We start from the raw sequence: 25,314 nt of genomic DNA, 5'->3' as shown, positions 1-25,314 counted from the left end.
TCATTTTTTGATTCTATAAATTGACCACGGTCACTATTTAGGAGATACCCGATGCAACCGAAAAAGATTCTCATCCTTGACGGACACCCCGCAGAAAGCAGCCTGTCACGCACATTTGCCGAAACATACAGAGACGCGGCCCGCAAAAACGGGCACGATGTACGGTTGGTTCATCTGAGCGATCTGCAATTCGATTTTGATTTCGGTCAGGGCAATTATCACGACTTCAAACCACTTGAGCCGGTTCTGGAACAAGTGCTGCAAGACTTTGAGTGGAGCGACCATCTGGTCCTGACCACCCCCATGTGGTGGGGCGGCCTTCCAGCCAAACTCAAAGGACTGATCGACCGAATGTTCATTCCGGGGCGAACCTTTGACACACGGAACACCACCAAGATCGGGTTTCCGGCCCCGATGCTGACAGGGCGCACCGCGCGTGTCATCCTGACGTCAGACACGCCGGGATGGTTCATGCGCCTGATATACCGGCAGGCGCTTATCCGTCAGGTACGGGACCAGATTCTTGGGTTCGTCGGCTTCAAACCAACGCGTTTCACCTATTTTTCCGGTGCAAGCTATCCCAAGCCCGGCAGCGTAGATCGCTGGGTGGAAAAAGTATCAAGGATCGGGGCCGCTGCGGTTTGAACCACAGCCGACCCCCACATCTACCACATCGTTTTTGCGGCGCGTGCAAGCCATTCCTCGTCATATTGCGCGCCGCCTTCCACGCCGTCTGATGCCTCGGACAGAAGCTGGCCTATCGTGGGAAGATCGCCGCTTTCATCACCGCTGGACCAGATACGCGCCCGGATCAGAGCACGGGCACATTGGCTGTATATCTCGGCGATTTCAACGACGATAACGGTCGCTGGGCGTTTGCCGGCCTTCTCGAATTGATGCCGCAGGGTCTCATCCGCCGTTACCCGCGCCAACCCGTTCACCCGAACGACGTTGTTGGACCCCGAAACAAGAAACATCAGCGAAACACGCGGATCGCGCACGATATTGCGCAAACTGTCCAGACGGTTGTTGCCGCGCCAGTCCGGCAGAGCCAGCGTATTCGCATCCAGGTCTTTAACCACCGGGCCATCATCGCCCCGAGGGCTGCCATCCACACCTTCAGGGCCAACCGTGCTGAGCACACAGAGGCGCGATGCAAGGATCCACTTGCGATAGAGAGGCGTCAGTTGATGAACGACCTTTCGCAAGGACGGAGCACCGGGCCGACCATACAAAGATTCAAGCGTTTCAATGTCACGAATGTGCTCCATCCGGATCAAACCCCACTTCCAGCATCAACTCGTTGGAACGTGTTTCTATCACGTCTTCCAGCCGGGCAAGGAAGTCGTCCCGGCCAACACCCGGCTCGATTGGGTCGAGGAAATCGACGATCGCAAGGCCCGGTTTGCGCATGACACCCGTTCGGGGCCAGAAGACGCCGGCATTCGTCGCGACCGGAACGCAGGGAAAGCCGAGCCCTTCGTATAGAACGGCTGTTCCAACCTTGTAAGGTTTCTTCGCACCGGGCGCCACACGTGTCCCTTGCGGGTAGATCACAAGCTGTCCGGGTTCCGAAAACTCTTTCGACACATCCTTGACCATCTTGGTCACGGCGGCACCGCGCTTGCCGCGATTGACCGGAATACAGCCAAGTCGCCGCGCATACATTCCAATGACGGGCGTAAACAAAAGCTCGCGCTTCATGATGAACTTGCCGTGTGGAATGGCATCAAAAATTATGATGATATCAAGAAAAGACTGGTGTTTTGCGGCTATGACCACTTCGTTCGTTGGGACCGTACCCCGCACTTCACACCGAATGCCAACCATCCAACGAGCCAGCCACATCGTGCTGCGCGCGTAGGTCTTGCACGCCTTCAGGGCGCCAGCCTTGGAAAACAGTGCATAGGGCAGAAAGACGATGCCAAGGATCAGCATCCAGGCGTAGATCACGATCATGAAGATCAATGACCGAACCCATTGAACAGCCATCAACATCAGGAAAGCTCCTTCAATTTGCGTCGGGCCGCGGCCCAGGTGGCAAAAAACGCGACCATGGCACCAAGGATCGGGATAAGAACCGGCAACACCCAGTCTTTGCCCTGAAAGCCGACGCCAGCCAGAAAACCACCCGATTCCGAGGCTTCGGGCAGCATCAAAACACCGGTCATGCCCAGCAATGTACCGACCGATGCCCCAAAGAATGCGCGATATGTAAACCGCCTTACGAATGCGCCCGCTATGAACCCGTCGCGTGCACCGACCAGGCGCAGCACTTCGATGATCTGGGCATTTGCGGCAAGTGACGCGTTGGCGGCAAGGGTAATCATGGCAGCGGTCGCTCCGCCGATCAGCAGGATCGAAATCCACCCCAGACGACGCAGGGACATCGCCGCATCAACCAAAGGCTCTCGCCACCGCGTATGATCATCCAGTACGGCGCCCGGCACTTCGGCTCCCAGTCGCAATCGCAAGCCAGCCACGTCGATGCCCGGTTCGGTTTCAATGATCTCGATAAGCTGCGGCACGGGCAGCGTATCCAGCGGCAGATCCGGCCCGAACCACGGGGCAAGCAACGCCGCCTGCTCTTCCTGCGTCAAAGCACGGGCCGAGGCCACGCCAGGCGTCTGGCCAAGAACAGTCAGCGCGGCCTCGGTCTGGGCTGCACGCTGTTCCGCTGGTGCGTTGATGCGCAGAGTCGCAGCACCAGCCAGTTCCGAGGCCCAGCGATCCGCAACGCGCCCCGACGCCAGAGACAGGGCCAGGGCGAATACCGCAAGAAACGCCATCGCACCCGCGACGAACAGTGTCAGGTGTGCCGTGTATCCCGTTGGGGGAACAACCCGGTCTGCCCGTTTGTCACCGCGCAACAGATTTCTGAGGTCAGGACTGATCATAGATCCGCCCCCGCCAGTTGCAGCTTGCGCTGCGAAATACGCAAGACACGGGCCTGTACCTGGCTTTTGGCCGCTCGGATAAGGCTCAGATCATGGGTGGCGATCAGGACGGTTTTGCCCATCCTGTTCAGTTCGATCAGAAGACGCAGCAGCCGTTGCGACATTTCCCAGTCAACATTGCCTGTCGGCTCATCCGCCAAAACCACGTCAGGCGACAATATGACGGCACGCGCCAGAGCGGCCCTTTGCCGCTCGCCGCCGGACAGTTCAGGCGGGAGCGCTTCGAGCCTGGCGCCAAGACCCACCCAGCTGAGCAGCTCGGTCAGGTTTTCCTGCTCGGATGTTTCCGAACGCCCGGACACCATCAGCGGCAACGCGACGTTTTCGGCAAGCGTCATGTGGTCAAGGAACTGACAATCCTGATGCACGACACCAACGCGGCGACGCAATACGGCCAGCTGGTCGCGATCAAGCGTTGAAATATCCTGGTCAAACACGCTCAACCGCCCCGAGCTCGGCAGCAGGGCACCATAGCACAGCTTGAGCAACGTGGTCTTGCCCGCCCCGGAAGGCCCGGTCAGAAAGTGAAACGAACCCGGCTGCAATTGTACCGAGACATCACTCAGCAATTCACCGCCACCATAGGTGTAGCTGACATTTTCCAGCTCGATCACACGTGCCCCCGTTATCTTGCCGCTCTTCTTGCCCGAGCATGGTGATGGTTTCAATGGCTCTACCGAGTCCAATTGGTGACACTTGACCCGCGAAACCGAAAACGCTCTTTGCTGTTGGGTCTTAACCGAATATCATTCCTGAAAAAACTATTATCGGCCCTTCGCCCGGCCGAGGAGGCAGCATGCGTCTTACATGTCCGAATTGCAGCGCGCAGTACGAGGTTCCTGACGAGGTCATCCCCGAGGAAGGCCGCGACGTACAGTGTTCCAATTGCGATCAGACCTGGTTCCAAGCGAAGCACCCTGCCGAAGCCGCAGACGCACCGGACGAAAAAGCGAAAACCCCTGAACAGGATGACGCATCGCCCGACGTGGTCGACGCTCCGCAGGACGTTGAACCGGAACCTGTTGAAGAAGCGGTATCCGAAGACAAGCCAGAAGTTGATGAACCCGCCGCGCCCACCGGGAATGTCGATCCGTCCGTCGCCAGCATTCTGAGAGAGGAAGCTGCCCGCGAAGCGGAATTGCGGGCGCAGGAAGGCAGCAGCCTCGAAAGCCAGCCCGATCTGGGGCTGGATACGCCGCCAGAACCCAAGGTGCGCCCCAAGCGGCCTTCGGCTTCGGAAGCCGCTGTCGATGCCGGGCAGAAAGACGCGCTGCCGGATGTCGAAGCCATCAATTCGACCATGCGATCAGATGAGCCGGAAGAGGTCCCGCAGCTACCCCGCAAATCGGGCGGATTCCTGCGCGGCTTCGCGTTGATGCTGATCATCGGCGTGGTTCTGTATCTGATCTATGGAAATGCCCAACAGATCGGCGAAGCAGTCCCTCAGGCCGACCCGTTGCTGAGCTCATACGTGTCGCTTGTGGATCAGGCGCGTATCTGGCTTGAAGCACAGGCTGGATCCGGTGCCCAGAACTGAGGTCTAGAACCTCTCCAACAAACGTTTCAGGTATTCCAGTTCGATCTGGGGGCGGTCCGATTCCCCAGTTCTGCGCCGGATTTCATCCAGCAGTTCCCGCGCCCGGCGATACACGTCTTCGCCTTGCAGCAAATTTTCATCTGTTGAAATCGAACCGGCGGCACCCGGGTTTCGGCCCAGCGGATCGCGGTTGTTGGCTTGCATATCGCCATCCTGCGTTCCCTGACCCGGCTGATTCTGCTGGTTCTGCGCCATCGCCTCACCCAACGAACGCATCCCTTCGCGCAGGGCTTCCATCGCCTCAGATTGCCGGTCGATGGCTTCGGCCAGATCATCCCCACGCAGGGCCTGTTCCGCCTCGTCCATGGCGCGCCCGGCCCGATCCAGCGCCTCGCGCGCGGCGTCACCTTCGGGCGTTCCGGCACCGGGCAACCCCTGCTGCTGGCGGCTCAGCTCATCTCTCAGCGCCTGCTGCCGATCCGCAAGTGTGCCTTGACCCTGCTGGCCTTCGCCAGCTTGATCCGAGCCTTCCCCCTGACCGCCCTGACCTTCGTGGCTTTGCCCCCGGCCTTGCCCGCCATTGCGTCCCTCATTGCCCTGGCTTTCACCGGATTGAGCGCCTGGGTTGAACTGTTCCTGCAAATCACGGAAGGCCTGATCGCTCAGACCTTGTTGTTCACGCAGGGTTTCCGCAAGACCTTCCATGGCCTGCTGACCTTCGGACTGCTGCCCACCGCCCTGGCCCTGAGTCACACGCATGTTTTCCATCATCTGCTGGAACTCTTCCAGCGCCTGCTGGGCTTCGGCCATTCGGCCCTGTTCCATGAGCTCCTGAATGCGGTCCATCATGCGTTGCAGATCATCCTGCGTCATTTGCAGGGACTCGCCGTTCTGGCCCGGCTGACGCTCGCCATCTTCGCCGTTTGGCTGGGCCAACCGTTGCAGCTGTTGCAGGTAATCCTGCGTCGCTTCGCGCAATTCCTGCATCAGTTCCGCGATTTCCTCGTCGCTGGCGCCGTTCTTCATTGCTTCGGTCAAGCGTTCCTGCGCGCGCCGCATCCGTTCCAGCGCATCCGCAAGCGTGCCGTCCTCGATCAACACGGCAAGATCCCAGAGGGCCTGGGCGATCTCTGCCTGCTGTTCGGGTTTCAGCCCGTATTGATCAAAGGTCTCAAGCCGCCGCAGAACGACCCTCAGACGCAGATAGGCAGTTTCCGAACGAAACAGGTCCTCTGGCAGATGCGATACAGCCCGCAGCAGTTGCGCGATCCGAGGCGCATTGGACCGCGACCACAGCAGATCGCGCCGTTGTTCAATCACCGCCGCGGCCAGCGGATCAAAAAAACGACGGGCCGGAAGGTCGGTCACATAAGGTTCGGAAGACGATTGCTGATCCGCCGCGTCCATGGCCATCAAGGTGATCCGGACCGGCAAATGCGCCCATGGGTGTTGCGAGAAATCCTCGATCAGATCTTCTGCAAAATCCGCCCGATCGCCGGTGATTGGCATAGGCAGCTCAACCGCGATCGCTTCGCGTGGCTCGGGCTCTGCCGCCAGACCATAGCGGCGATCAACGGCAGCCAGATCCAGCTCGATCAGGGCAGAGCCTGAAACCACACCATAGTCATCTCTTGCGACGAATGGCAGCTTCATCTGCCCGCCCGCTTCGGCCTCAGCCGATCCAGCCACGGCTATCTGTGGTGCCGTGTCGTCAATGATCTCAACGGCCCATTCCCGCCCCGCTGGCCCGTCGATGCGCAACTGGCCAGAACGTTCTGCCACGAACTCCTGCTCGGGGTCGGTCGCCGCCTCGGCCCCCAGGGCCGAGCTGTTTTCCGTCAGGCTATGTGCGCCAACCTCACCATACAGCCGCAAGGTAACGCGGCTGCCTTTGGGAACGGCAAGCTCTGCATCCGTTTGGTCCGCAAGATACAGCGTTGGAAGGCCCGTATAGCGCGGGGGTTCGACCCATCCTTCCCAAGTCGGCCCTTGCCCGGCGGCGGCAGTGCCCGGGGCCATGTCCGCCACAGACCCCACGCGCCACAAAGAGCCGAAAACCAGCGCCACGACAAAAGCCAGCAACGCCGCGTAGCGCAGTGCATAAGGATCTCGCGATGCCAGCCGAAGATCTGGTTTCACGGCCTCGGCCGTTGCAACCCGTTGCGCCATCTGGGCTTTGTGGGCTTGCCACAGCGCCACGGAATCCAGATCGGCCGCACCGATGGCCTGATCATCCATCAAAGCCTGAATTGGGCGTCCCGGCAAGGTCTCATCCAGCCGCACCAAAACGTCGGCGCGCGAGGGCAACTTGAGACCCCTCAGGCCAAGCACCGCGGCCGTCAACAACAACCCCAGGGACAGCGCGCCAACTGCCCAGACGATTTCCACAGAAACAACATCTTGAAGCCCCAGCATCAATGCCGCAAGCAGAACAAGTGCAATCGAGAATGCCGGCCAGAACGCGCGCAACACCTGTTCAGCCACCATGCCGACATGGGTCAGCCACACGGACAGGCGCGGAATGGGCAGGTTTGAACGGTCGGACAAGACGGGCCTCCGGGGTTAGGCCCGCGCGGTCATCGCGTCAAAGCCATGAAGGTATGGTATCGCGGTTTATGATTTCGTCAAAGCTTGGTCGTTCACGAATGACTGCAAATTGATCACCATTGACCAGAACCTCGGGGATCAGCGGGCGGGTATTGTACTCGCTGGCCATCACCGCGCCGTAGGCACCCGCGCTGCGGAAGGCGATCAGGTCACCCGATTTCAGCGGCGGCATGTTGCGTTGTTTGGCAAAAGTGTCACCGGATTCGCAAACCGGGCCCACGATGTCATAGGCTTGCTGTTCCACGCCTGCCGCCGGTTCCTGCACCGCGACGATATCATGATGCGCTTCATACATCGCCGGGCGGATCAGATCATTCATGGCGCCGTCGACAATCAGGAAATCACGGCCTTCGCCCGACTTCACATAGATCACTTTACTGACCATCAGCCCCGCATTGCCTGCGATCAGGCGGCCCGGCTCGATCTCGATCTCACAGCCCAGATGGCCCAGTGTTTTCTTGATCAACGCGCCATATTCCACCGGCAGCGGCGGCGCGTCATTCGAGCGGGTATAGGGGATGCCCAATCCACCGCCCAAATCAAGACGGCGGATGTTGTGGCCTTCAGCCCGCAACTGCTCGGTCAGTTCGGCCACTTTCGTATAGGCCAGCTCGAATGGCTCGAGTTCCGTCAGCTGCGAGCCGATATGGACGTCGATGCCGATCACCTCCAGTCCCGGCAGGCTGGCGGCATGCGCATAGACGTCCGAGGCGCGGGATATCGGAATTCCAAATTTGTTCTCGGACTTGCCGGTCGCGATCTTGGCGTGGGTCTTGGCATCAACATCCGGATTCACCCGGACCGTGATCGGAGCAACCACACCCAATTCCAGTGCAACGGCGTTGATCACTTCCATCTCGGGCTCGGATTCGACGTTGAACTGACGGATGCCGCCGGTCAGCGCGGTACGAATCTCATCCGCCGTTTTGCCCACGCCAGAGAACACGATCTTGTCGCCGGGAACGCCCGCTGCCTTGGCGCGCAGGTATTCCCCGCCCGAGACCACGTCCATCCCCGCGCCCGCCTGTGCCAGAGTTTTCAGGATCGCCTGATTGCTGGCCGCTTTCATCGCATAGCAGACAAGGTGGTCCGTGCCGTCAAGCGCATCGTCAAACAGCTGAAAATGCCGCAGCAAGGTTGCGGTGGAATAGACATAGAACGGCGTTCCGACCGCGGCAGCGATTTCGGAGACAGGGACATCCTCGGCGAAAAGCGCGCCGTCGCGGTAGAGAAAATGATCCATGTCTGCGCGCTTAGACCAGAAGATGGCTTCGAATCAATGGATTCCGAACCCATCGACCAAGTTTAATTTCGGGTCGAAACTCCAACCCGGCCATAGCCCGAGATCGAAACTCCGGTGCCCGATTGCTTGGGCTCTGCCGCAGGTTCCGGGCGTCTTGCCGATGTAGGTTCGCAAGCCGTCAAAGCCGCAAATACCAGAAACAGTCCTAGTGTTCTCATTTCAGTATCTTTTCTTTGGATGACATGCGCACCGACATGCCACCTCACGTTGGTGGATATAAAACCGATGCGCAATATGAAAGTGGCTTAGAATCCCAGGTAAATCCCCAGCGGCCCACGGCTTAGACCTACGCCACCGCCTACATACGCTCCACCAGAGCCAACGCCGACGGTTGCACTGACAGTTGGCTGAGCGGGCGCAGGCTGAACGGGTTCACCGTCGGCTCCGCATCCGGCCAGTATTAGGCCGGAGCCTGCAATCAGGATCGCGCGCAGAACGGTCATCACACCATTGCCTTCCATCGTTCAACCTGAGCACGCACCTGATCCGGGGCCGTGCCACCATAGGACTGACGTGAGTTTACAGAATTTTCGACACCAAGGACAGAGTAGACGTCATTTGTGATCTCGGCATGGACCGATTGCATGTCGTCCAGCGTCAGATCGGGCAGGTCGCAGCCCTTCTTCTCGGCCATGGCCACCAGCGATCCGGTAACATGATGCGCGTCGCGGAAGGGCAGGCCCAGCACCCGCACCAGCCAGTCGGCCAGATCGGTCGCGGTGGAGAAGCCCGAACCGGCGGCGGCGGCCAGGCTGTCGCGGTTGGCGGTCATGTCCTTGACCATGCCTTCCATCGCCGCCAGCGCCAGCATCCAGTTGTCGGCGGCATCAAAAACCTGTTCCTTGTCTTCCTGCATGTCCTTGGAATAGGCCAGCGGCAGGCCCTTCATCACCATCATCAGCGCCGTGTTGGCGCCAAAGATCCGGCCCACCTTGGCGCGGATCAGCTCTGCCGCATCGGGGTTTTTCTTCTGCGGCATGATCGACGATCCGGTCGAGAACCGATCCGATAGGGTGACAAAGCGGAACTGCGCCGAAGACCAGATCACCAGTTCCTCGGCAAAGCGCGACAGGTGCACCGCGCAGATCGAGGCCACGGACAGGAACTCCAGCGCGAAGTCACGGTCGCTGACGGCGTCCAGCGAGTTGGCGGCAGGCCGGTCAAAGCCCAGCGCCTCGGCCGTCATATGGCGGTCGATGGGAAAGGACGTTCCGGCCAGCGCCGCAGCACCCAGTGGCGATTCGTTCATCCGGGCGCGGGCGTCACGAACGCGGGACAGATCACGGCCGAACATCTCGACATAGGCCATCATGTGATGGCCCCATGTCACCGGCTGCGCCGTTTGCAGGTGGGTAAAGCCCGGCATGACCCAATCGGCCCCGGCCTCGGCCTGCGCCAAAAGCGCGCGGATCAGGGCCAGCAAGCCGCTCTCAGCGGCGTCCAGCTGATCACGAACCCAGAGTTTGAAATCGGTTGCGACCTGGTCATTGCGTGACCGGCCTGTGTGCAAACGGCCTGCGGGCTCTCCGATGATCTCTTTCAGACGGGCCTCGACATTCATGTGGATGTCTTCCAGCGCGGTCGAGAACTGGAACTCTCCGTTCTGGATTTCTGACAAAACGGTGAGCAGCCCTTCCCGAATGGCTTCGGCGTCACTATCACTTATGACGCCTGTGGCTGCCAGCATGGCCGCATGGGCGCGCGAGCCTGCGATGTCTTGGGCTGCCATCCGCTGATCGAACCCGATCGAGGCGTTGATTGCCTCCATGATCGCGTCTGGACCGGCGGCAAAGCGGCCGCCCCACATCTGGTTCGAGGATTGATCGGTCATGTAAGAAAACCCGGAGTTGATATGCGCCTATTTCGTTTGATCCCCCTTTATATGGCCCTTGCGCTGGGTGCAAATGCCGCCTTGGCGACCGATGCCGAGACGCTGGCCCCTCTGCGGGAAGACAGCCTGAAACGTCTGATCCTGCACAAGGAACCGAAACCCACCAAATCAATCGAATTCCAGCTGGAAGATGACGGCGGCGTCGGCACGCTTGCCGATTATGAGGGCAAATATGTGCTGCTGAATTTCTGGGCCACCTGGTGTGCGCCTTGCCGCAAAGAGATGCCTCAGATCGCTGAGCTTCAGGAAGAGTTCGGCGGCGACAAGTTTCAGGTTCTGACACTGGCCACGGGCCGCAACTCGCCTGCCGGCATCAAAAAGTTTTTTGCAGAGAACGGCATCGCCAACCTGCCCCGTCACCAGGACCCCAGCTCGGCCGCTGCCCGTGAGTTCGGCGTCATCGCCTTGCCGATCACGGTCATCCTGAACCCCGAAGGGCAGGAAATCGCCCGGTTGATCGGCGACGCCGAATGGAACTCGGACAGTGCGAAGGCGATCATTTCGACGCTTGTTGGCGCCGAAAGTTAACGCATTTAGAAAAATTTGCGGAATTATGGTACCCTCCCACGCATTAAGAGTGGGAGGTTTTTTATGAAACATACGATTTTATTCCTTGCTGTTGCAGGCACATTGGCAATCGCTGGCGCCGCTCACGCGGACTACAAACGGATCAAGACCGCAAAGCAGTTCAATTCTGATATTGTTGGGAAAAAGCTGACAGACGAACAAGGCAATGTTTTTGTCGCGAATGCTGATGGCACGATTTCAGCCAAACTCAAAAGTGGGAAAAAGTTCAGCGGAACCTGGGTTTGGAACAAAAAATTCTGGTGCCGAAACGGAGTATTGGACGGCAAGGCACTGGGCACGGATTGTCAGCTTTGGGAAATTGACGGGGCCACTGCCCGAATGACCCGCGAAAAAGGCAAGGGCAAAACAACCATTTATTCGATCAACAACTAAAGGCGTCAGCCCTTTTCAATCTCGTGATATACTGTTCCTGCCCTGCCGGACAGGGCAGGCATATTGTTGGAAATGGAGGCAATGATGAAACCCGTCGTACTGCTGATCGGACGGTTGCCAAATGTGATCGGTGACGTTGCACGGCAACTGGATCATCTGCCGATTCAGTGGCTGGGCGCACATGACACGGACGAGGTTCGGAAACAGCTGGATGCCGAGCCCCGGATTGCCTGCGCCATCTTGGGCGCGGGGCTTGACGACACGATCCGTGGTGAAATGGTGGGCATTATTGCCGCCCGCCGCCCGGATATCTGCATCCACCTGAAGGATCGTACATCCGGCCCCGAGGGGCTGGTGCCCTTCGTCGAACGTGTGGTGCAACACGAGATACTGGAACGGCTGGAAAACAGCTGACGTCACGCCACCTTTGACAGAGTTTCAACTCCTTTGCACTCTGCGCTCAGGAGGATGGAATGCCACTTGAAATTCTACTGGCGCTGGTCGTCGGCGGCATAGCTGGTGTCACCCTGTTATTGCATCTCACCGGCAGGTCGCAGCAGGTGATGCTGACGCCCGACATTGCACGCTCACAATGGGCACGTCACTTTCCGGACGATGATGTGGTCGACGTCACGGTTTCCCATGATGGCCACGCCGCGGTGGTGCGCACCAGTTCAGGCAATGGGTTGCTTTGGTCCTTGGGGGCCGACACCGTGGCCCGGCATCTGATGGACTATGATCTTCTGGATCATCCGGAAGGCTTTGAGATTCTGTTTCACGAATTCTCGGTGCCCAAGACACTCATCCGACTGGACGATTTCGAACGCCATCACTGGCGTGACCTGATGGAGCCCGCATGACAGACCAAATTAGTTTTCCCGATGCGGTACAATGGGCCGTTCCCTTTTTCATCGCAGCGATTCTGGCCGAGTTTCTGTGGATCGCAGTCAAAGGCAAAGGCGGGCGTTATGAAACACGCGATGCGGTGACCTCTTTGATCATGGGGGCCGGAAACATCGCATCGGGCTTTTTGCTGGGCTTTATCGCCTATGCGTTTTTCATGTGGCTGTGGCAGATCACACCGATGAACCTGGGTACGTCAGTTCCGGTTATCATCCTGTGCTTTGTCCTGGACGATCTGCGTTACTACTGGGTCCACCGCTTTGGCCATCGCATCCGCTGGGTCTGGGCCAGCCACGTAAACCATCATAGCTCGCAGCACTACAACCTGACGACCGCGCTGCGGCAGACCTGGACCTATACGTTCACTTTCATGATGGTCGTACGCGCCCCGCTGATCCTGCTTGGGTTCCATCCTGCGATGGTTTTGTTCGTCGGTGGCCTCAATCTTATCTATCAGTTCTGGATTCACACCGAGGCCATCGGCAAGATGCCCCGCTGGTTCGAAGCGGTAATGAACACCCCCAGTCACCACCGCGCCCATCACGGCCGCAACGCACGCTATCTGGATTGCAATTATGCCGGGGTGTTCATCATCTGGGACAAGTTGTTCGGCACCTTCGTCCCCGAGCAGGAGGACGACCGGGTGGACTATGGCCTCGTGCACAATATCGGCACGTTCAATCCCCTGCGGGTGGCCTTTCACGAGTGGGTGGCCATCTGGCGCGACGCGACCCAGCCGGGTCTGACCCTGAAACAGCGGCTGGCCTACTGCTTTGCTCCACCTGGGTACAGCCATGACGGCAGCCGGGACAGTTCGGAACAGATCAAGGCCAAGCATCTGGCGCGCCACCCGGAAGACCGCGGAACGCCAGGTTTTGAGCATCTGGACAAAAAACTGCCTAGCGGACAAGCAGAACAGGCCTGAAACAGCCGGCTGAAACCTGCTTGTGCCTTGAATCTCGGTCATTCAGCGCCATATCAGTCGATGGGCGCCGTGTGTGAGTGAGCGAGGGTCGGTATGAATCGTTTGGCAACCATTTCAACCTTATTCGGCCTGTTCGGCCTGTTGATGGCCATGCTCGCAGCCCTTGGGGGCGCCGTTGCAGCCCTGATCGCGTTGGGTTTTGCAATGATGGCCCTAGGTGCGATGGGCGCGATACTTGGCGCGGCAGCTTCTTTGGCGCGCGCGTGGCAATCCACCCGCTGAGCCCGCGAGACGGAAATTTTTCCGAACCCTTAACCGCAGATTCATCTCTTTGCCCCGAGACTGTGAGCGGACACCTGTCCCGGACACATGGGAATCCGCGTTTATGGGAAACAAAAAACTGGCAAATCTGCCTGAGGGGTCGGACAGCCCGTTGAATGCGGCCGTTTCGACGCGGGATCGTTCGGTTGTGCAGATGGCAACCGATGCCGTGAAGCATAAGCAATGCAAACTGGCTTTTCAGCCGGTGATACAGGCGTACGCCCCGTACCGGGTCGCGTTTTACGAAGGGTTCATTCGGGTTCTGGACGAAACCGGCCGCGTCATCCCGGCGCGCGAATTCATGCCTCAGGTCGAAAACACTCCTATCGGTCGCGATCTGGACTGCGTCGCGTTGGAGCTTGGATTGCGCACATTGGCGAGGAACCCGGAAATACGCCTGTCGATCAACATGTCTGCACGCTCGATCGGTTATTCCAACTGGTCCAGAATACTGGACAGATTCCTGAAACGAGATGCCGGATTGGGCGAACGCTTGATCCTCGAAATTTCCGAAAGCTCGGCCATGCAGGTGCCCGAGCTGGTTGTCGACTTCATGGACCGCTTGCAGGATCGCGGCATCGCTTTTGCGCTGGATGACTTTGGCGCCAGCAATTTCAGCTTTCGGCATTTTCGCGAGTTTCTGTTCGACGCAGCCAAAATCGATGGACAGTTCGTTCGGGGTATCGGCAACGATCCCGACAACCAGACTTTGGTGCGGGCCCTGATTGCAGTGGCCCGTGAATTTGAAATTCTGGTTACGGCCGAATCGGTTGAAACGCAGGAGGATGCCGCTTTCTTGGTGGCAAGTGGCGTGGATTGCCTGCAAGGATTCTTGTATGGCGCACCCAGTGTCGTGGAACCCTGGAAGCAGGAAAACAGATCAAAAACAGGCATTTGATTGCCTGTTCATCGACATTTTCCAACCATTTCCGACACTGAGACAAGCTGCCCGTTGCTGCATGTGCAGCGTTACGCTATTGCAAGAGTACTTGAGCGGGGGATCACGGGGCGCTCTTGTTTCGAAAGGACACCTTTCGACCTGCGCCGTCAGAAATTCCGCTGGCCCATGACGGTAAAGGACTGATCATATGACCAACGTAGTAATCGCATCCGCCGCACGAACAGGTGTTGGCAGCTTCAGTGGTTCGTTTGCGAACACACCTGCCCATGATCTGGGCGCTGCCGTTCTGGAAGCAGTTGTCGAGCGCGCCGGGGTGGAAAAAGGCGAAGTCAGCGAAACCATTATGGGTCAGGTTCTGACTGCCGCCCAAGGCCAGAATCCCGCGCGTCAGGCGCATATCAATGCCGGCCTGCCACAGGAAAGCGCCGCATGGGGCATCAATCAGGTTTGTGGCTCGGGTCTGCGCGCCGTTGCTTTGGGCGCCCAGCATATTCAACTGGGAGACGCGGAAATCGTCGCTGCCGGTGGTCAGGAAAACATGACGCTGTCACCCCACGCCGCCGCGCTGCGCGCCGGTCACAAGATGGGCGACATGAAGTATATCGACACGATGATCCGCGATGGCTTGTGGGATGCTTTCAACGGCTATCACATGGGTCAGACTGCCGAGAATGTTGCAGAGAAATGGCAGATTAGCCGCGAGATGCAGGATGAATTCGCCGTTGCTTCGCAGAACAAGGCCGAAGCAGCCCAAAAGGCCGGCAAGTTCGCAGACGAAATCGTGCCCTTCACCATCAAGACCCGCAAGGGCGACATCGTGATGGACAAGGACGAATACATTCGTCATGGCGCAACCATGGAGGCCATGGCCAAACTGCGTCCGGCCTTCACCAAGGACGGTTCGGTCACAGCTGCCAACGCCTCGGGATTGAACGACGGCGCGGCCGCGACGCTGCTGATGTCAGCCGAAAACGCTGAAAAGCGGGGAATCGAACCTCTGGCGCGCATCGCGTCCTATGCGACCGCCGGTCTGGACCCTTCGATCATGGGCGTCGGCCCGATCTATGCATCGCGCAAGGCACTGGAAAAAGCAGGCTGGTCGGTAGACGATCTGGACCTGGTCGAAGCCAACGAAGCCTTTGCCGCGCAGGCTTGCGCGGTTAACAAGGATATGGGCTGGGATCCGTCGATCGTGAACGTAAACGGCGGCGCCATTGCCATCGGCCATCCGATCGGTGCTTCGGGGTGCCGTGTTTTGAACACCCTGTTGTTCGAAATGAAGCGACGCGATGCAAAAAAGGGTCTGGCGACCTTGTGCATCGGCGGTGGCATGGGCGTTGCCCTTTGTGTGGAGCGCGACTAAGCGCTTTGACAATCAAATAGAATTAGGCGCCCAATGGGCGCCTTTTTTGTTACATTGAGGTTCTAACCCTTGGATGCGACGATATTGCCGCCCGGAAACCGAGATTCAAGACGAAACAATATTGCGCACAACTATCTCTCAGAGTAACAGCATTACTAAGACGACTAAAATTGAAGGAGTCATAAATGGCACGAACAGCACTCGTAACTGGCGGTTCCCGCGGCATTGGCGCAGCAATTTCCAAGGCGCTAAAAGCCGAAGGATATAACGTTGCGGCCACCTATGCAGGAAACGACGAAGCAGCCGCAAAATTCACCGAAGAAACCGGGATCAAGACCTACAAGTGGAACGTCGCGGATTATGACGAATCCAAAGCGGGCATCGAAAAGGTTGAAGCTGAGGTTGGCCCCATCGATGTGGTCGTCGCCAATGCTGGCATCACCCGCGATGCACCGTTCCACAAAATGACGCCGGATCAGTGGAAAGACGTGATCGACACCAACCTGACTGGCGTGTTCAACACCGTGCACCCCATCTGGCCCGGCATGCGCGAGCGCAAGTTCGGCCGTGTCATCGTCATCAGCTCGATCAACGGTCAGAAAGGCCAGTTCGCTCAGGTGAACTATGCTGCAACCAAAGCAGGCGACCTGGGCATCGTGAAATCCCTGGCGCAGGAAGGCGCGCGGGCGGGGATCACTGCCAATGCGATCTGCCCCGGCTATATCGCAACCGAAATGGTCATGGCTGTGCCCGAGAAGGTACGCGAGTCCATCATTGGCCAGATCCCGGCCGGTCGTCTGGGTGAGCCAGAGGAAATCGCCCGCTGCGTGGTCTTCCTGGCATCGGACGATTCGCAGTTCATCAACGGTTCGACGATCTCGGCCAACGGTGCGCAATTCTTCGTCTGATCCGGACTTGTGAACAAAAAACGGGCCGGTCCCTTTGGGCCGGCCCTTTCTGATCCCGTAAGAACGCGCGTGCTGCGATCAGCGGGAACCGAATATCCATCCCCAAAACTGCCAGACCACCCTGCTGCGCTCTTGGTGGGCACGCAGGATCGCCATCTGGGCGGCGGGATTCGTCGTCATCTCGATCATGGCAGTCTCCTTTTCAAATCAGTTTTATTTGACCTGATGTGAATATGGCTGCTAAAAACAAACACGACAAACGAGCTTTCTTGAGACTTCAGTTAAGTTTTTCTTCACTATGAGTGACTATCTGCCTCCGCTGACCGCGTTGCGTGCTTTTGACGCCGCAGCCCGGCACATGTCTTTTTCGAAGGCGGCGGAAGAGCTGCATGTGACGCCAGCTGCCCTGTCGTTTCAGATCAAGTCGCTTGAAGAACACCTTGGCCGGCCGCTGTTTCGTCGTCTGAACCGCGCCGTAGAACTGACCGAGGCGGGCCGTGCCCTGGCGCCCGGTGCGGCAGAAGGGTTTGCCACCTTGCAAGCCGCATGGCGCGCGGTGCGCAGACAGGAAGATGACACAAGCCTGACCGTCACCGCGGGCCCAGCTTTGACCGCCAAGTGGCTGGCGCCGCGGCTTTACGAATTTGCTCGGGCGCATCCCGAGATCGATCTGAAATTCTCGGCCACGCTGCGCAACATGGATCTGGAGCGGGACGACGTGGACGTCGCCATCCGCTTCGGGAATTCGGCCGATGACGGGCTGTATTCCGTTCCCGTCAGAAAGGAATGGCTGACCCCTGTCATGACCCCCGAACTTGCGGAACAATTCACCACGCCGGAAAGCCTTGAAGGGGCCCCGCTGATCCATGACGATTCGATCAGCTTTCTGACCCCGCCTTGCGATTGGCCCGCTTGGTTCCGTGCTGTCGGAATGGATTTCACTCCGACCCATGGCGCGCATTTTTCCAATGCAGATCACGCGATTGATGCCGCTGTTGCCGGTGTCGGCGTGGCACTGGGGCGACGCGCCATGATTCTAAAGGACCTGACCGAAGGCCGCCTGGTTGCACCGTTCAAGGTGGCCCTGGAAACACAAGGCCGGTTCCGGTTTCTGTGCCTGCCGGGGGCTGAAAAGAAACCTCAGATCGCGGCGTTTCGCGATTGGTTCCTGACCGAGATTGAAAAAACCGCGCATATATCGGATGAGTTCGAAATCATACCGATTGAAGAGGTTTCCCGCCCATGACCAAAATGCGCGCAACGGCCATCGGCTTCGTGGCTGTCTTGCTATGGGCCTTGCTGGCGTTGTTCACTGTCGGGTCGGCACCCACGCCGCCCCTGCTGCTGAACACGATCTGCTTTTCGATTGGTGGAGCGCTTGGGCTTGTCTGGGCGACGGCGACAGGTGGTCTGAGCGATCTAAAGCAAGTCCCCTGGACGACCTACCTGTTTGGCGCATTGGGCCTGTTTGGCTATCACGCGCTGTATTTTTCGGCCCTGCGCATGGCGCCGGCTGCCGAGGCCGGGCTGATCGCCTATCTCTGGCCTCTGCTCATTGTGCTTCTGTCGGGCCTGCTTCCGGGTGAACATCTGCGTATCGGTCACCTGATCGGGGCCTGCCTTGGATTCGCAGGGGCCGCTGTCATCATTGCCGGGGGTGGCGGCGCGGGTTTTCAGGCCCAATACCTGCCCGGATACGCATTGGCCTTGCTGTGCGCACTGACATGGTCGGGCTATTCCGTTCTATCACGCAGATTAGAGGGCACGCCGACCAGTTCCGTCGCAATTTTCTGCCTTGCGGCTGCACTGGCTTCGGGTCTGCTGCATCTGGCGGTGGAAGACACTGTACTGCCCGATACGGCACTGGGCTGGGCGTCGGTGCTGGCGCTCGGCCTTGGGCCCGTCGGGCTGGCGTTCTACGTCTGGGACATTGGCGTCAAGCAAGGCGACATTCAAATTCTCGGAACCTCATCCTATGCGGCCCCGTTACTGTCGACCCTTGCTTTGGTGGTGGCCGGGATCGCGACCCCGTCCTGGGGGCTTGCGATCGCGGCCTTTCTGATCACCGGCGGGGCCTTGATAGCGGCCCGCGCCAGCCTGAAAACTTAAGCGGACAGGCGTTCGATCTCTTCTTTCAGCTTGAGCTTCTGTTTTTTCAACTGAGCAATATGGAGATCATCGATACCTGGCGAGCGTTGGGCTTGTTCCACTTCTAGACCGAGAGATTCGTGCTTTTTCTTCAGTTCCGTCAGATGTGCGCTCACGCTCATTGCGATCCTCCTTGTTTTTGTGTCTGTATGTCACGTAAGAATTTGACCACATCGTTTCCACCCTGTCACGCTGCAGACGCACAGAATCTGTAACAAATCCGACAAATTCGGCTGGTCATTGCCGATGGCACAAGTTCCGAGGCAACGGAGCGGCGTGTCGAAGCACGGCTGAGACCGCCTCGGTATAGCTTTCACCGTCTTTTTCGTGGCGCTCACCGGCGTGCAGAATCAAAGGCGCATGGAGGCGAAATGCCGCGCGTCCCCCTTTGCGGGCGCTCAGGATGACCAGTTCGGCCTCGCGGCCCACCCGCGCGCTGAGCGGCAGCACCTCGATCGAACCCAGTTTCCCTTCACAAGCCGTCAGCATATCGGGAAGACGGTCGGCTTTCTGGATCATGTGCAGGAACCCCCGAGGGGCAAGGCGTTTGGCCGCCACGGTGATCCAGTCAATCAGAGGCGTATTTTCACCCAGGGCAATGCTCCGCCCTGTGTCGCTGGCAGGGCTATGCGCCCCAGAACGGTAATAGGGCGGGTTCGCGATTACGTGATCAAAGTGCCGCTGTCGGAGGTCATCAGGCAAAGCGTTCAGGTCAGCCTCGATCACATCCAGATCACAGCTGTTGATTTCCGAATTGCGGCGGGCCAGATCCGCATAGGCCGGTTGCAATTCGATCCCAACCAATTGCAGCCCCGGCACCCGCGCGGACAGGCACAGAATGGCAGCCCCCGCGCCACATCCTAGTTCCAGCACGGATTGCCCGGCCTTTGCAGGGACGGATGCGGCAAGCAGAACAGGGTCTACTCCGGCGCGGTAACCTGACGCAGGTTGCAGCAATCGCACCCGGCCACCAAGGAAATCGTTGCACGTCAATTCATTGTCGTCAAAGCGCATCATCGGCCCAGCGGGATTTCGTTGTCGCGCATCACACGCTCGGCCCGGGTCAGGTCTTCGGACCGAACCATCAGTCGACGGGGAAAGATCCCGATACCACCTTCGAGGATGCTCATATTTACGTCCATCTGAAAGCAGTCTATATCCTCGCCCTCAAGGAGAGCGGATGCAAAGGCCAGGATTGTCGGATCGGTACTGCGCAACAGTTCTTTCATGGGGATGGATGTAAGGGCAAGGCGAGGCGAAAGTCGAGCCTTGTATCAGGAGTGTGATGACCGTCGACATGATCTCAAAACCGCATGAGCGTCTGGCTGAAATTCTGGCGGGCGAGATGGAAGCCGTGAACGGGCTGATCCGCACGCGGATGGCGTCGGACCATGCGCCACGCATCCCGGAAGTGACGCGGCATCTGGTCGAAGCAGGTGGAAAACGCCTGCGCCCGATGCTGACACTGGCCGCAGCACGCCTGTTTGGCTATTCCGGCGACCACCATGTGCGCCTTGCTGCGACGGTCGAGTTCATTCACACCGCCACCCTGCTGCATGACGACGTCGTGGATGAAAGCGCACAGCGACGGGGCCGCCCGACCGCCAATCTGCTTTGGGACAACAAATCCAGCGTTCTGGTTGGCGATTACCTGTTTTCACGCAGTTTCCAGCTGATGGTGGAAACGGGCTCGCTGCGCGTTCTGGATATCCTGGCCAATGCCTCTGCAACCATTGCCGAAGGCGAAGTGCTGCAAATGACGGCCGCAACCGATCTGCGCACGGATGAAAACGTTTATCTTCAGGTCGTACGCGGCAAGACGGCTGCATTGTTTTCAGCCGCGACCGAAGTGGGCGGCGTGATCGCAGGCGCCTCGGAAGAGCAGGTCAAAGCGCTTTTCGACTATGGCGATTCACTGGGCATCGCGTTCCAGATTGCCGATGACCTGTTGGATTATCAGGGCGACAGCAAAGCGACCGGGAAGAATGTTGGCGATGACTTCCGTGAACGGAAACTGACCCTGCCCGTCATCAAAGCCGTGGCGCAATCCACGCCCGAAGAACGCGCCTTCTGGGAGCGCACGATCGAAAAGGGCCGCCAACAGGATGGGGATCTGGATCAGGCGCTGGGCCTGATGAACAAATACGCCACGCTGGAAGAAACCCGGCAAGACGCTTTGGGCTGGGCCAACAAAGCCAAGGCGTCGCTGGAGGTACTGCCGGATCATGAGATTCGCAGCCTGTTGCGCGAATTGGCCGACTACGTGGTTTCACGTCTCAATTGAGCTGTGTGGCGCGGCACCACCAATCGGGATGGGCTGCGCCGATCTCATAGGCCGCGAAATGCGCGTCTTTCATCGTCGGATAGAGCGCAAAACAGGTTGATCCTGACCCTGACATGCGCACCACGAGCGCGCGATTGGTCATCTGCAACTCGTCCAACACCTGATCAATCTCAGGTGCGACGTTCATGGCGGGCACTTGCAGATCGTTTCGTTGATTGCGCAGCCACTGGGCGCACTCATCGGCACTTTCAAACTCAGGTGTGCTTTCAGGCATTGGCGGGTTGCCTCTGGACGCCAGCGCGTTGAAAACGGCGCCGGTGGGCACCTGTACATTCGGGTTGACCAAAAGGGCGGGCAGGTGCGGAAGGTTCACCGCCGTCAAACGATCGCCAATGCCCTGCATTCTGATCGCCCGACCTTCCAGGCAGACGGGGACATCCGCCCCCAATGACAACGGCAGGCCCTGCGGGAGGTCGTGGCCCTGATCTGCCAGGGCCCCAAGCGTGGCCGCGGCATCAGACGACCCTCCGCCAATGCCCGCCCCATGGGGCAGGGACTTGGTCAGTTGGATATGACCGGTCCAACCGACAGCTTCTGCCGCCCTCCAGACCAGGTTTCGGCTGTCCGTGGGGACTCCGTCGGCAAACTCGCCGCGAACGTCCATGGACAATTCGGGGCCGGGGGTGAATGTCAGCCGATCACCCAGATCGGCGAATACAACCAACGAATCCAACAGGTGATAGCCGTCGTCTCGACGGCCAGTCACATGAAGGGTCAGGTTGATCTTGGCGGGCGCAAACGCCTTAATTTCCATTGGCGACTTTCAATGGCTCCGAACCTTCTTCGGCCAGAACGGCATCCAGCCCGACTTCGATCTTGCGCCGGATTCGATCCGGATCGGCTTCGCCGTCCGTGTCTTCCGGGTCGATGAAGGACAAGGCGCGGCTCCACTGAAACTCGGCCTCGCGCGCGCGCCCGACAGCCCAATAGACGTCACCCAGGTGATCGTTGACCACCGGATCCACCGGCATCAGCTCAACCGCACGTTCCATGTGTTCGACGGCCTCGTCGTAACGCCCCAGACGGAACAGAACCCAGCCCAGACTGTCCACGATATAGCCACTGTCCGGACGCGCAGCTACTGCGCGCTCGATCATATTCAATGCTTCATCCAGCTTTTCTTTGCGCTCAACCAGCGAATACCCCAGATAATTCAGAACCTGAGGCTGATCCGGGTTCAGCTCCAGCGCCCGGCGGAAATCAGCTTCGGCCTGGTCCCAGTGCTTCAGCCTTTCATGACTGATTCCACGAGCATAATGCAGGAACCAATTTCCACCCGCCGCGCTGTCCGTCAGCGCGATCGCAGTGTCATAAGAGGCCACGGCAGCGGCATAGTTTTCCTGTCGGCGCTGCAAGTCTGCCAAAGCGACATGCACACCCGGAAAATCAGGATCTTGCGCAGCCAGGTTCTGCAACACCTCGACGGCCGCGTCGGTTTTTCCCGAACGGTCCAGAACTTCGGCCCGGCCCAATTCGGCCGCGTGGTGATCGTTGCTGTCCGCCGGGACCAGGCGGTATGCCTCAACCGCCAGATCATATTGCTGCAAGTTGTCCAGCAGATCCGCGCTCAGCAAAATGGCATCCGCATGATCGGGGCGCAGGAAACTGGCCAAGCGTGCGTACAGCAGAACGTAATCGGCCGAAGCTTCGCTGTTCAATGCGGCACCGACGGTGAAAAAAATCTCGGCCATGCCGTCCTGAGCGGATCGGACATGGGTGAACGGCAGTGTTTCACCCGCCGCCAACTGGCTCAAATACGCCTCGATGGTCGGGTCACTTCCCGCCACGAACACATCGTCCAGAAACTGAATGGCGTCTTCGTTGCGATCCAGCTGCGACAGAATCTCGGTGCGGGCCAAGGCGGCACGACGAGAGAACCGGGCAACCGTTCCATCATTGTCGGCAAGTATTGCCTCGGCGCCTTCGAAATCACCGATAGACGCCAATGCCATCGCCTTGTGGTAAAGCGCGAATTCCCTGAGGCCATCCTGTGTCGCGACGGAATCGAACTGTTCCATCGCCTTGGTCATCTCACCCTGTCCCAGATGGGCCCAGGCGATCATCAGGCCGTCAACAAGGGGGCCAACTCCCTGTGTTTCAGGGTCGCGGGCCAGCAGGTCGTCAAATTTCCCATCGGCGATCAGATTGGCCGAGATCACCATACGCGCAGCCTGACTGGGCAGGTTGGCTTCCTCGATCTGCTGGGCGATCGGCAGCGCGCGCGCCACTTCCCCCAACGCGATGCGTGCAACGACAACGCTTTCCTGCAACAGCGCATTTTGGGGATCAAACCTGAGGGCCTGAGCGTAATATCTTTCAGCGGCAGAATAGTCGTTTTCGTAAATCGCCTGCCGCCCGGCCAGATAAGACCCGGCGCCCGTTTCCGAAAAGGCCGGAACCGCGACCGACGACATGAACAGCACGGACAAAGCCGCGCGACGAACCAGGGAAAACACCGAAATCCTGCCTTGCTATCGTTGACTGATGGGTAAGCTAGGGCTTCGGCAGGCAAGAGGCAATGGCAGAGCCTTCACAGCGCCGCCATTGCCCGTTTTTTGCTTACATGTTCGGATAGTTTGGACCGTCGCCGCCCTGCGGTGTGGTCCAGGTGATGTTCTGGCTGGGATCCTTGATGTCGCAGGTTTTGCAGTGAACGCAGTTCTGGAAGTTGATGACGAATCGCGGGTCGCCCTCATCCTCGACCACTTCATACACACCCGCCGGGCAATACCGCTGCGCCGGCTCGTCGTATTTGGGCAGGTTGACCTTCACGGGGATCTCGGGATCGGCCAGACGCAGATGGCAGGGCTGGCTTTCCTCGTGGTTTGTCGCTGCGAACGAGACATTCGTCAGACGATCGAAAGACAGCGTTCCATCCGGCTTTGGATAATCGATTGGCTGGTGCTTGCTGGCATCCTCGGTCGATTCCGCATCGTTCTTGCCATGGCCCAGCGTACCGAACAGCGAAAAGCCAAACGTGTTGGTCCACATGTCCAGACCACCCAACATCAGGCTGGCGGTCAGACCCCATTTCGACCACATCGGCTTGACATTGCGAACTTTTTTCAGGTCGGAACCAATCGCGCCATTGCGAACTTCGGTCTCGTAAGCCGTCAGCTCATCGCCCGAACGCTCGGCCTTGATCGCTTCGAAAGCAGCCTCGGCCGCAGCTTTGCCCGACAGCATCGCGTTGTGGTTGCCTTTGATGCGCGGCACGTTGACCATGCCCGCCGAACAGCCCAACAGCGCCACGCCCGGCGCGACCAGTTTCGGCATCGACTGATAGCCGCCTTCCGTAATCGCACGGGCGCCGTAAGCGACCCGCTTGCCGCCTTTCAACAGATCGGCCACCATCGGATGGTGCTTGAAGCGCTGGAACTCCATATAGGGGTACAGATGCGGGTTCTTGTAATTCAAGTGAACCACGAAGCCGACGTAAACCTGATTGTTCTCAAGGTGATAGATGAAGGATCCGCCGCCCGCGTTGCTGCCCAAAGGCCAGCCCATCGTGTGCGTCACGCTGCCTTCCTTGTGCTTGGCAGGGTCGATCTCCCAGATCTCTTTCATGCCGACACCGTATTTCTGCGGCTCTTTGCCGGCAGACAGGTCGTATTTGGCGATTACTTCCTTGGACAGCGACCCGCGCACACCTTCTGACAGGAAGACATATTTGCCGTGCAGCTCCATCCCCGGTTCGGTGTTGGGGCCATAGGAACCGTCTGCCTCAAGGCCAAAAACGCCTGCTACCACGCCCTTGACTTCGCCATTGTCGCCATAGACCATTTCCGAGCACGCCATGCCCGGAAAGATCTCGACACCCAGTTCTTCGGCCTGTTCCGCCATCCAGCGGCACACATTGCCCATCGAAACGATGTAGTTGCCGTGATTGTGCATCAGCGGCGGCATCGGGAAGTTCGGGATACGGACCTGGCCCGCTTCACCCAGCATGTAGAACTTGTCGTCCTTCACGGGCACATTCAGCGGCGCGCCTTTTTCTTTCCAATCCGGGATCAGTGCATCCAGACCACAGGGATCAAGAACCGCGCCCGACAGGATGTGCGCGCCAACCTCGGAGCCCTTTTCCAGAACGACAACGTTCAGGTCGGCATCCAGCTGTTTCAGACGGATGGCCGCCGACAGGCCCGCAGGACCTGCACCCACGATCACCACATCGTATTCCATCGCTTCGCGTTCAATCTCGGCCATCGCGGGCTCCTTAGCTAACTTTCCGATTTGGCGCTGTCAC

Annotated in this window: 29 protein-coding genes; 14 read left to right on the top strand and 15 right to left on the bottom strand. The window is 58.8% G+C overall.

The window, feature by feature from the left end:
* The first annotated feature begins 51 nt into the window (after positions 1-51).
* Positions 52-645, top strand: coding sequence for an NAD(P)H-dependent oxidoreductase (locus tag ACR0A2_RS17325; protein ID WP_171171173.1), 594 nt, complete (start codon positions 52-54; stop codon positions 643-645).
* Between the two features lie 20 nt (positions 646-665).
* Here the strand turns inward: ACR0A2_RS17325 and ACR0A2_RS17320 are convergent, their stop codons facing one another.
* From ACR0A2_RS17320 to ACR0A2_RS17305, 4 genes are read right to left on the bottom strand one after another with little or no spacing between them, the layout of a single operon-like run.
* Complete coding sequence (locus tag ACR0A2_RS17320; RefSeq protein WP_480836375.1) at positions 666-1,271, bottom strand: pyridoxamine 5'-phosphate oxidase family protein; 606 nt, start codon at positions 1,269-1,271, stop codon at positions 666-668.
* On the bottom strand, positions 1,255-1,998 hold the full coding sequence (locus ACR0A2_RS17315) for a lysophospholipid acyltransferase family protein (RefSeq protein WP_171229793.1): 744 nt from the start codon (positions 1,996-1,998) through the stop codon (positions 1,255-1,257). The genes ACR0A2_RS17320 and ACR0A2_RS17315 overlap by 17 nt, the downstream gene beginning before the upstream one ends.
* The gene (locus ACR0A2_RS17310) at positions 1,998-2,897 is read right to left on the bottom strand and encodes a cell division protein FtsX (protein ID WP_480836373.1); all 900 of its coding nucleotides are present in this window, start codon (positions 2,895-2,897) and stop codon (positions 1,998-2,000) included. The genes ACR0A2_RS17315 and ACR0A2_RS17310 overlap by 1 nt, the downstream gene beginning before the upstream one ends.
* A complete protein-coding gene (locus tag ACR0A2_RS17305; RefSeq protein WP_152456816.1) occupies positions 2,894-3,571 on the bottom strand; it encodes a cell division ATP-binding protein FtsE in 678 nt (225 codons plus the stop codon). The genes ACR0A2_RS17310 and ACR0A2_RS17305 overlap by 4 nt, the downstream gene beginning before the upstream one ends.
* 182 nt (positions 3,572-3,753) lie before the next feature.
* Between ACR0A2_RS17305 and ACR0A2_RS17300 the strand changes: the two genes are divergently transcribed.
* Positions 3,754-4,494: a zinc-ribbon domain-containing protein gene (locus ACR0A2_RS17300; protein WP_480836371.1), complete on the top strand. Its 741-nt coding sequence runs from the start codon at positions 3,754-3,756 to the stop codon at positions 4,492-4,494.
* A 3-nt stretch (positions 4,495-4,497) separates the two neighbouring features.
* Here ACR0A2_RS17300 and ACR0A2_RS17295 read toward each other — a convergent pair whose 3' ends face one another.
* The 5 genes from ACR0A2_RS17295 to argH form a co-directional block, all read right to left on the bottom strand.
* A complete protein-coding gene (locus ACR0A2_RS17295) occupies positions 4,498-7,041 on the bottom strand; it encodes a TIGR02302 family protein (protein WP_480836369.1) in 2,544 nt (847 codons plus the stop codon).
* A gap of 37 nt (positions 7,042-7,078) precedes the next feature.
* The gene (gene lysA / locus ACR0A2_RS17290; RefSeq protein ID WP_171726811.1) at positions 7,079-8,344 is read right to left on the bottom strand and encodes a diaminopimelate decarboxylase; all 1,266 of its coding nucleotides are present in this window, start codon (positions 8,342-8,344) and stop codon (positions 7,079-7,081) included.
* 62 nt (positions 8,345-8,406) lie between these two features.
* Positions 8,407-8,562: a hypothetical protein gene (locus tag ACR0A2_RS17285; protein ID WP_171229797.1), complete on the bottom strand. Its 156-nt coding sequence runs from the start codon at positions 8,560-8,562 to the stop codon at positions 8,407-8,409.
* Positions 8,563-8,649: 87 nt separating this feature from the next.
* Positions 8,650-8,847 (bottom strand): hypothetical protein, encoded by a 198-nt coding sequence (locus tag ACR0A2_RS17280; protein ID WP_171229798.1) that lies wholly within the window; start codon positions 8,845-8,847, stop codon positions 8,650-8,652.
* Entirely contained in the window at positions 8,847-10,235 is a 1,389-nt protein-coding gene (argH, locus tag ACR0A2_RS17275; RefSeq protein ID WP_209834677.1) for an argininosuccinate lyase, read from the bottom strand. Before argH ends, ACR0A2_RS17280 begins: the two co-directional genes overlap by 1 nt.
* Before the next feature lie 21 nt (positions 10,236-10,256).
* Here argH and ACR0A2_RS17270 point away from each other — a divergent pair, with 21 nt between their 5' ends.
* The 11 genes from ACR0A2_RS17270 (at position 10,257) to yddG (ending at position 18,685) form a co-directional block, all read left to right on the top strand.
* On the top strand, positions 10,257-10,823 hold the full coding sequence (locus ACR0A2_RS17270) for a TlpA disulfide reductase family protein (RefSeq protein ID WP_480836366.1): 567 nt from the start codon (positions 10,257-10,259) through the stop codon (positions 10,821-10,823).
* 15 nt (positions 10,824-10,838) lie between these two features.
* A complete protein-coding gene (locus ACR0A2_RS17265) occupies positions 10,839-11,255 on the top strand; it encodes a hypothetical protein (protein ID WP_216646555.1) in 417 nt (138 codons plus the stop codon).
* A gap of 84 nt (positions 11,256-11,339) precedes the next feature.
* Positions 11,340-11,669 carry a hypothetical protein gene (locus ACR0A2_RS17260; protein ID WP_152456810.1) on the top strand — a complete coding sequence of 110 codons (330 nt, stop codon included), beginning with the start codon at positions 11,340-11,342 and terminating at the stop codon, positions 11,667-11,669.
* A 59-nt stretch (positions 11,670-11,728) separates the two neighbouring features.
* Positions 11,729-12,115: a hypothetical protein gene (locus ACR0A2_RS17255; RefSeq protein ID WP_171119718.1), complete on the top strand. Its 387-nt coding sequence runs from the start codon at positions 11,729-11,731 to the stop codon at positions 12,113-12,115.
* Positions 12,112-13,083 carry a sterol desaturase family protein gene (locus ACR0A2_RS17250; RefSeq protein WP_480836363.1) on the top strand — a complete coding sequence of 324 codons (972 nt, stop codon included), beginning with the start codon at positions 12,112-12,114 and terminating at the stop codon, positions 13,081-13,083. The genes ACR0A2_RS17255 and ACR0A2_RS17250 overlap by 4 nt, the downstream gene beginning before the upstream one ends.
* A gap of 93 nt (positions 13,084-13,176) precedes the next feature.
* On the top strand, positions 13,177-13,365 hold the full coding sequence (locus tag ACR0A2_RS17245) for a hypothetical protein (RefSeq protein ID WP_480836361.1): 189 nt from the start codon (positions 13,177-13,179) through the stop codon (positions 13,363-13,365).
* 103 nt (positions 13,366-13,468) lie between these two features.
* Complete coding sequence (locus tag ACR0A2_RS17240; RefSeq protein WP_480836359.1) at positions 13,469-14,302, top strand: EAL domain-containing protein; 834 nt, start codon at positions 13,469-13,471, stop codon at positions 14,300-14,302.
* Positions 14,303-14,492: 190 nt separating this feature from the next.
* Positions 14,493-15,668, top strand: coding sequence for an acetyl-CoA C-acetyltransferase (locus ACR0A2_RS17235; protein WP_170346332.1), 1,176 nt, complete (start codon positions 14,493-14,495; stop codon positions 15,666-15,668).
* 185 nt (positions 15,669-15,853) lie between these two features.
* The gene (gene phbB / locus ACR0A2_RS17230; protein WP_152456804.1) at positions 15,854-16,576 is read left to right on the top strand and encodes an acetoacetyl-CoA reductase; all 723 of its coding nucleotides are present in this window, start codon (positions 15,854-15,856) and stop codon (positions 16,574-16,576) included.
* Positions 16,577-16,874: 298 nt separating this feature from the next.
* The gene (locus tag ACR0A2_RS17225) at positions 16,875-17,822 is read left to right on the top strand and encodes a transcriptional regulator GcvA (protein WP_480836357.1); all 948 of its coding nucleotides are present in this window, start codon (positions 16,875-16,877) and stop codon (positions 17,820-17,822) included.
* Positions 17,819-18,685 carry an aromatic amino acid exporter YddG gene (yddG, locus tag ACR0A2_RS17220; protein ID WP_224854687.1) on the top strand — a complete coding sequence of 289 codons (867 nt, stop codon included), beginning with the start codon at positions 17,819-17,821 and terminating at the stop codon, positions 18,683-18,685. Before ACR0A2_RS17225 ends, yddG begins: the two co-directional genes overlap by 4 nt.
* Here the strand turns inward: yddG and ACR0A2_RS17215 are convergent.
* The 3 genes from ACR0A2_RS17215 to ACR0A2_RS17205 all read right to left on the bottom strand — a co-directional run bounded on the left by ACR0A2_RS17215 (position 18,682) and on the right by ACR0A2_RS17205 (position 19,953).
* Positions 18,682-18,846 (bottom strand): YdcH family protein, encoded by a 165-nt coding sequence (locus ACR0A2_RS17215; protein ID WP_083445267.1) that lies wholly within the window; start codon positions 18,844-18,846, stop codon positions 18,682-18,684. The two genes, yddG and ACR0A2_RS17215, sit on opposite strands and share 4 nt — an antisense overlap.
* A 115-nt stretch (positions 18,847-18,961) precedes the next feature.
* Positions 18,962-19,741, bottom strand: coding sequence for a tRNA1(Val) (adenine(37)-N6)-methyltransferase (locus tag ACR0A2_RS17210; protein ID WP_480836355.1), 780 nt, complete (start codon positions 19,739-19,741; stop codon positions 18,962-18,964).
* Positions 19,738-19,953 (bottom strand): putative signal transducing protein, encoded by a 216-nt coding sequence (locus ACR0A2_RS17205; RefSeq protein ID WP_152456800.1) that lies wholly within the window; start codon positions 19,951-19,953, stop codon positions 19,738-19,740. The genes ACR0A2_RS17210 and ACR0A2_RS17205 overlap by 4 nt, the downstream gene beginning before the upstream one ends.
* A gap of 56 nt (positions 19,954-20,009) precedes the next feature.
* Between ACR0A2_RS17205 and ACR0A2_RS17200 the strand changes: the two genes are divergently transcribed.
* On the top strand, positions 20,010-21,008 hold the full coding sequence (locus tag ACR0A2_RS17200; protein WP_171171195.1) for a polyprenyl synthetase family protein: 999 nt from the start codon (positions 20,010-20,012) through the stop codon (positions 21,006-21,008).
* Here ACR0A2_RS17200 and ACR0A2_RS17195 read toward each other — a convergent pair.
* From ACR0A2_RS17195 to ACR0A2_RS17185, 3 genes are all read right to left on the bottom strand, one after another.
* Positions 21,001-21,822: a 4-(cytidine 5'-diphospho)-2-C-methyl-D-erythritol kinase gene (locus tag ACR0A2_RS17195; RefSeq protein WP_152456798.1), complete on the bottom strand. Its 822-nt coding sequence runs from the start codon at positions 21,820-21,822 to the stop codon at positions 21,001-21,003. The genes ACR0A2_RS17200 and ACR0A2_RS17195 overlap by 8 nt on opposite strands.
* The gene (locus ACR0A2_RS17190; RefSeq protein WP_480836462.1) at positions 21,812-23,482 is read right to left on the bottom strand and encodes a tetratricopeptide repeat protein; all 1,671 of its coding nucleotides are present in this window, start codon (positions 23,480-23,482) and stop codon (positions 21,812-21,814) included. Before ACR0A2_RS17190 ends, ACR0A2_RS17195 begins: the two co-directional genes overlap by 11 nt.
* Before the next feature lie 145 nt (positions 23,483-23,627).
* On the bottom strand, positions 23,628-25,274 hold the full coding sequence (locus ACR0A2_RS17185; RefSeq protein WP_480836353.1) for an electron transfer flavoprotein-ubiquinone oxidoreductase: 1,647 nt from the start codon (positions 25,272-25,274) through the stop codon (positions 23,628-23,630).
* Positions 25,275-25,314: the final 40 nt, after the last annotated feature.

Source organism: Ruegeria sp. H8, from assembly GCF_056532905.1.
This window is presented reverse-complemented; position numbering and strand designations above follow the sequence as displayed.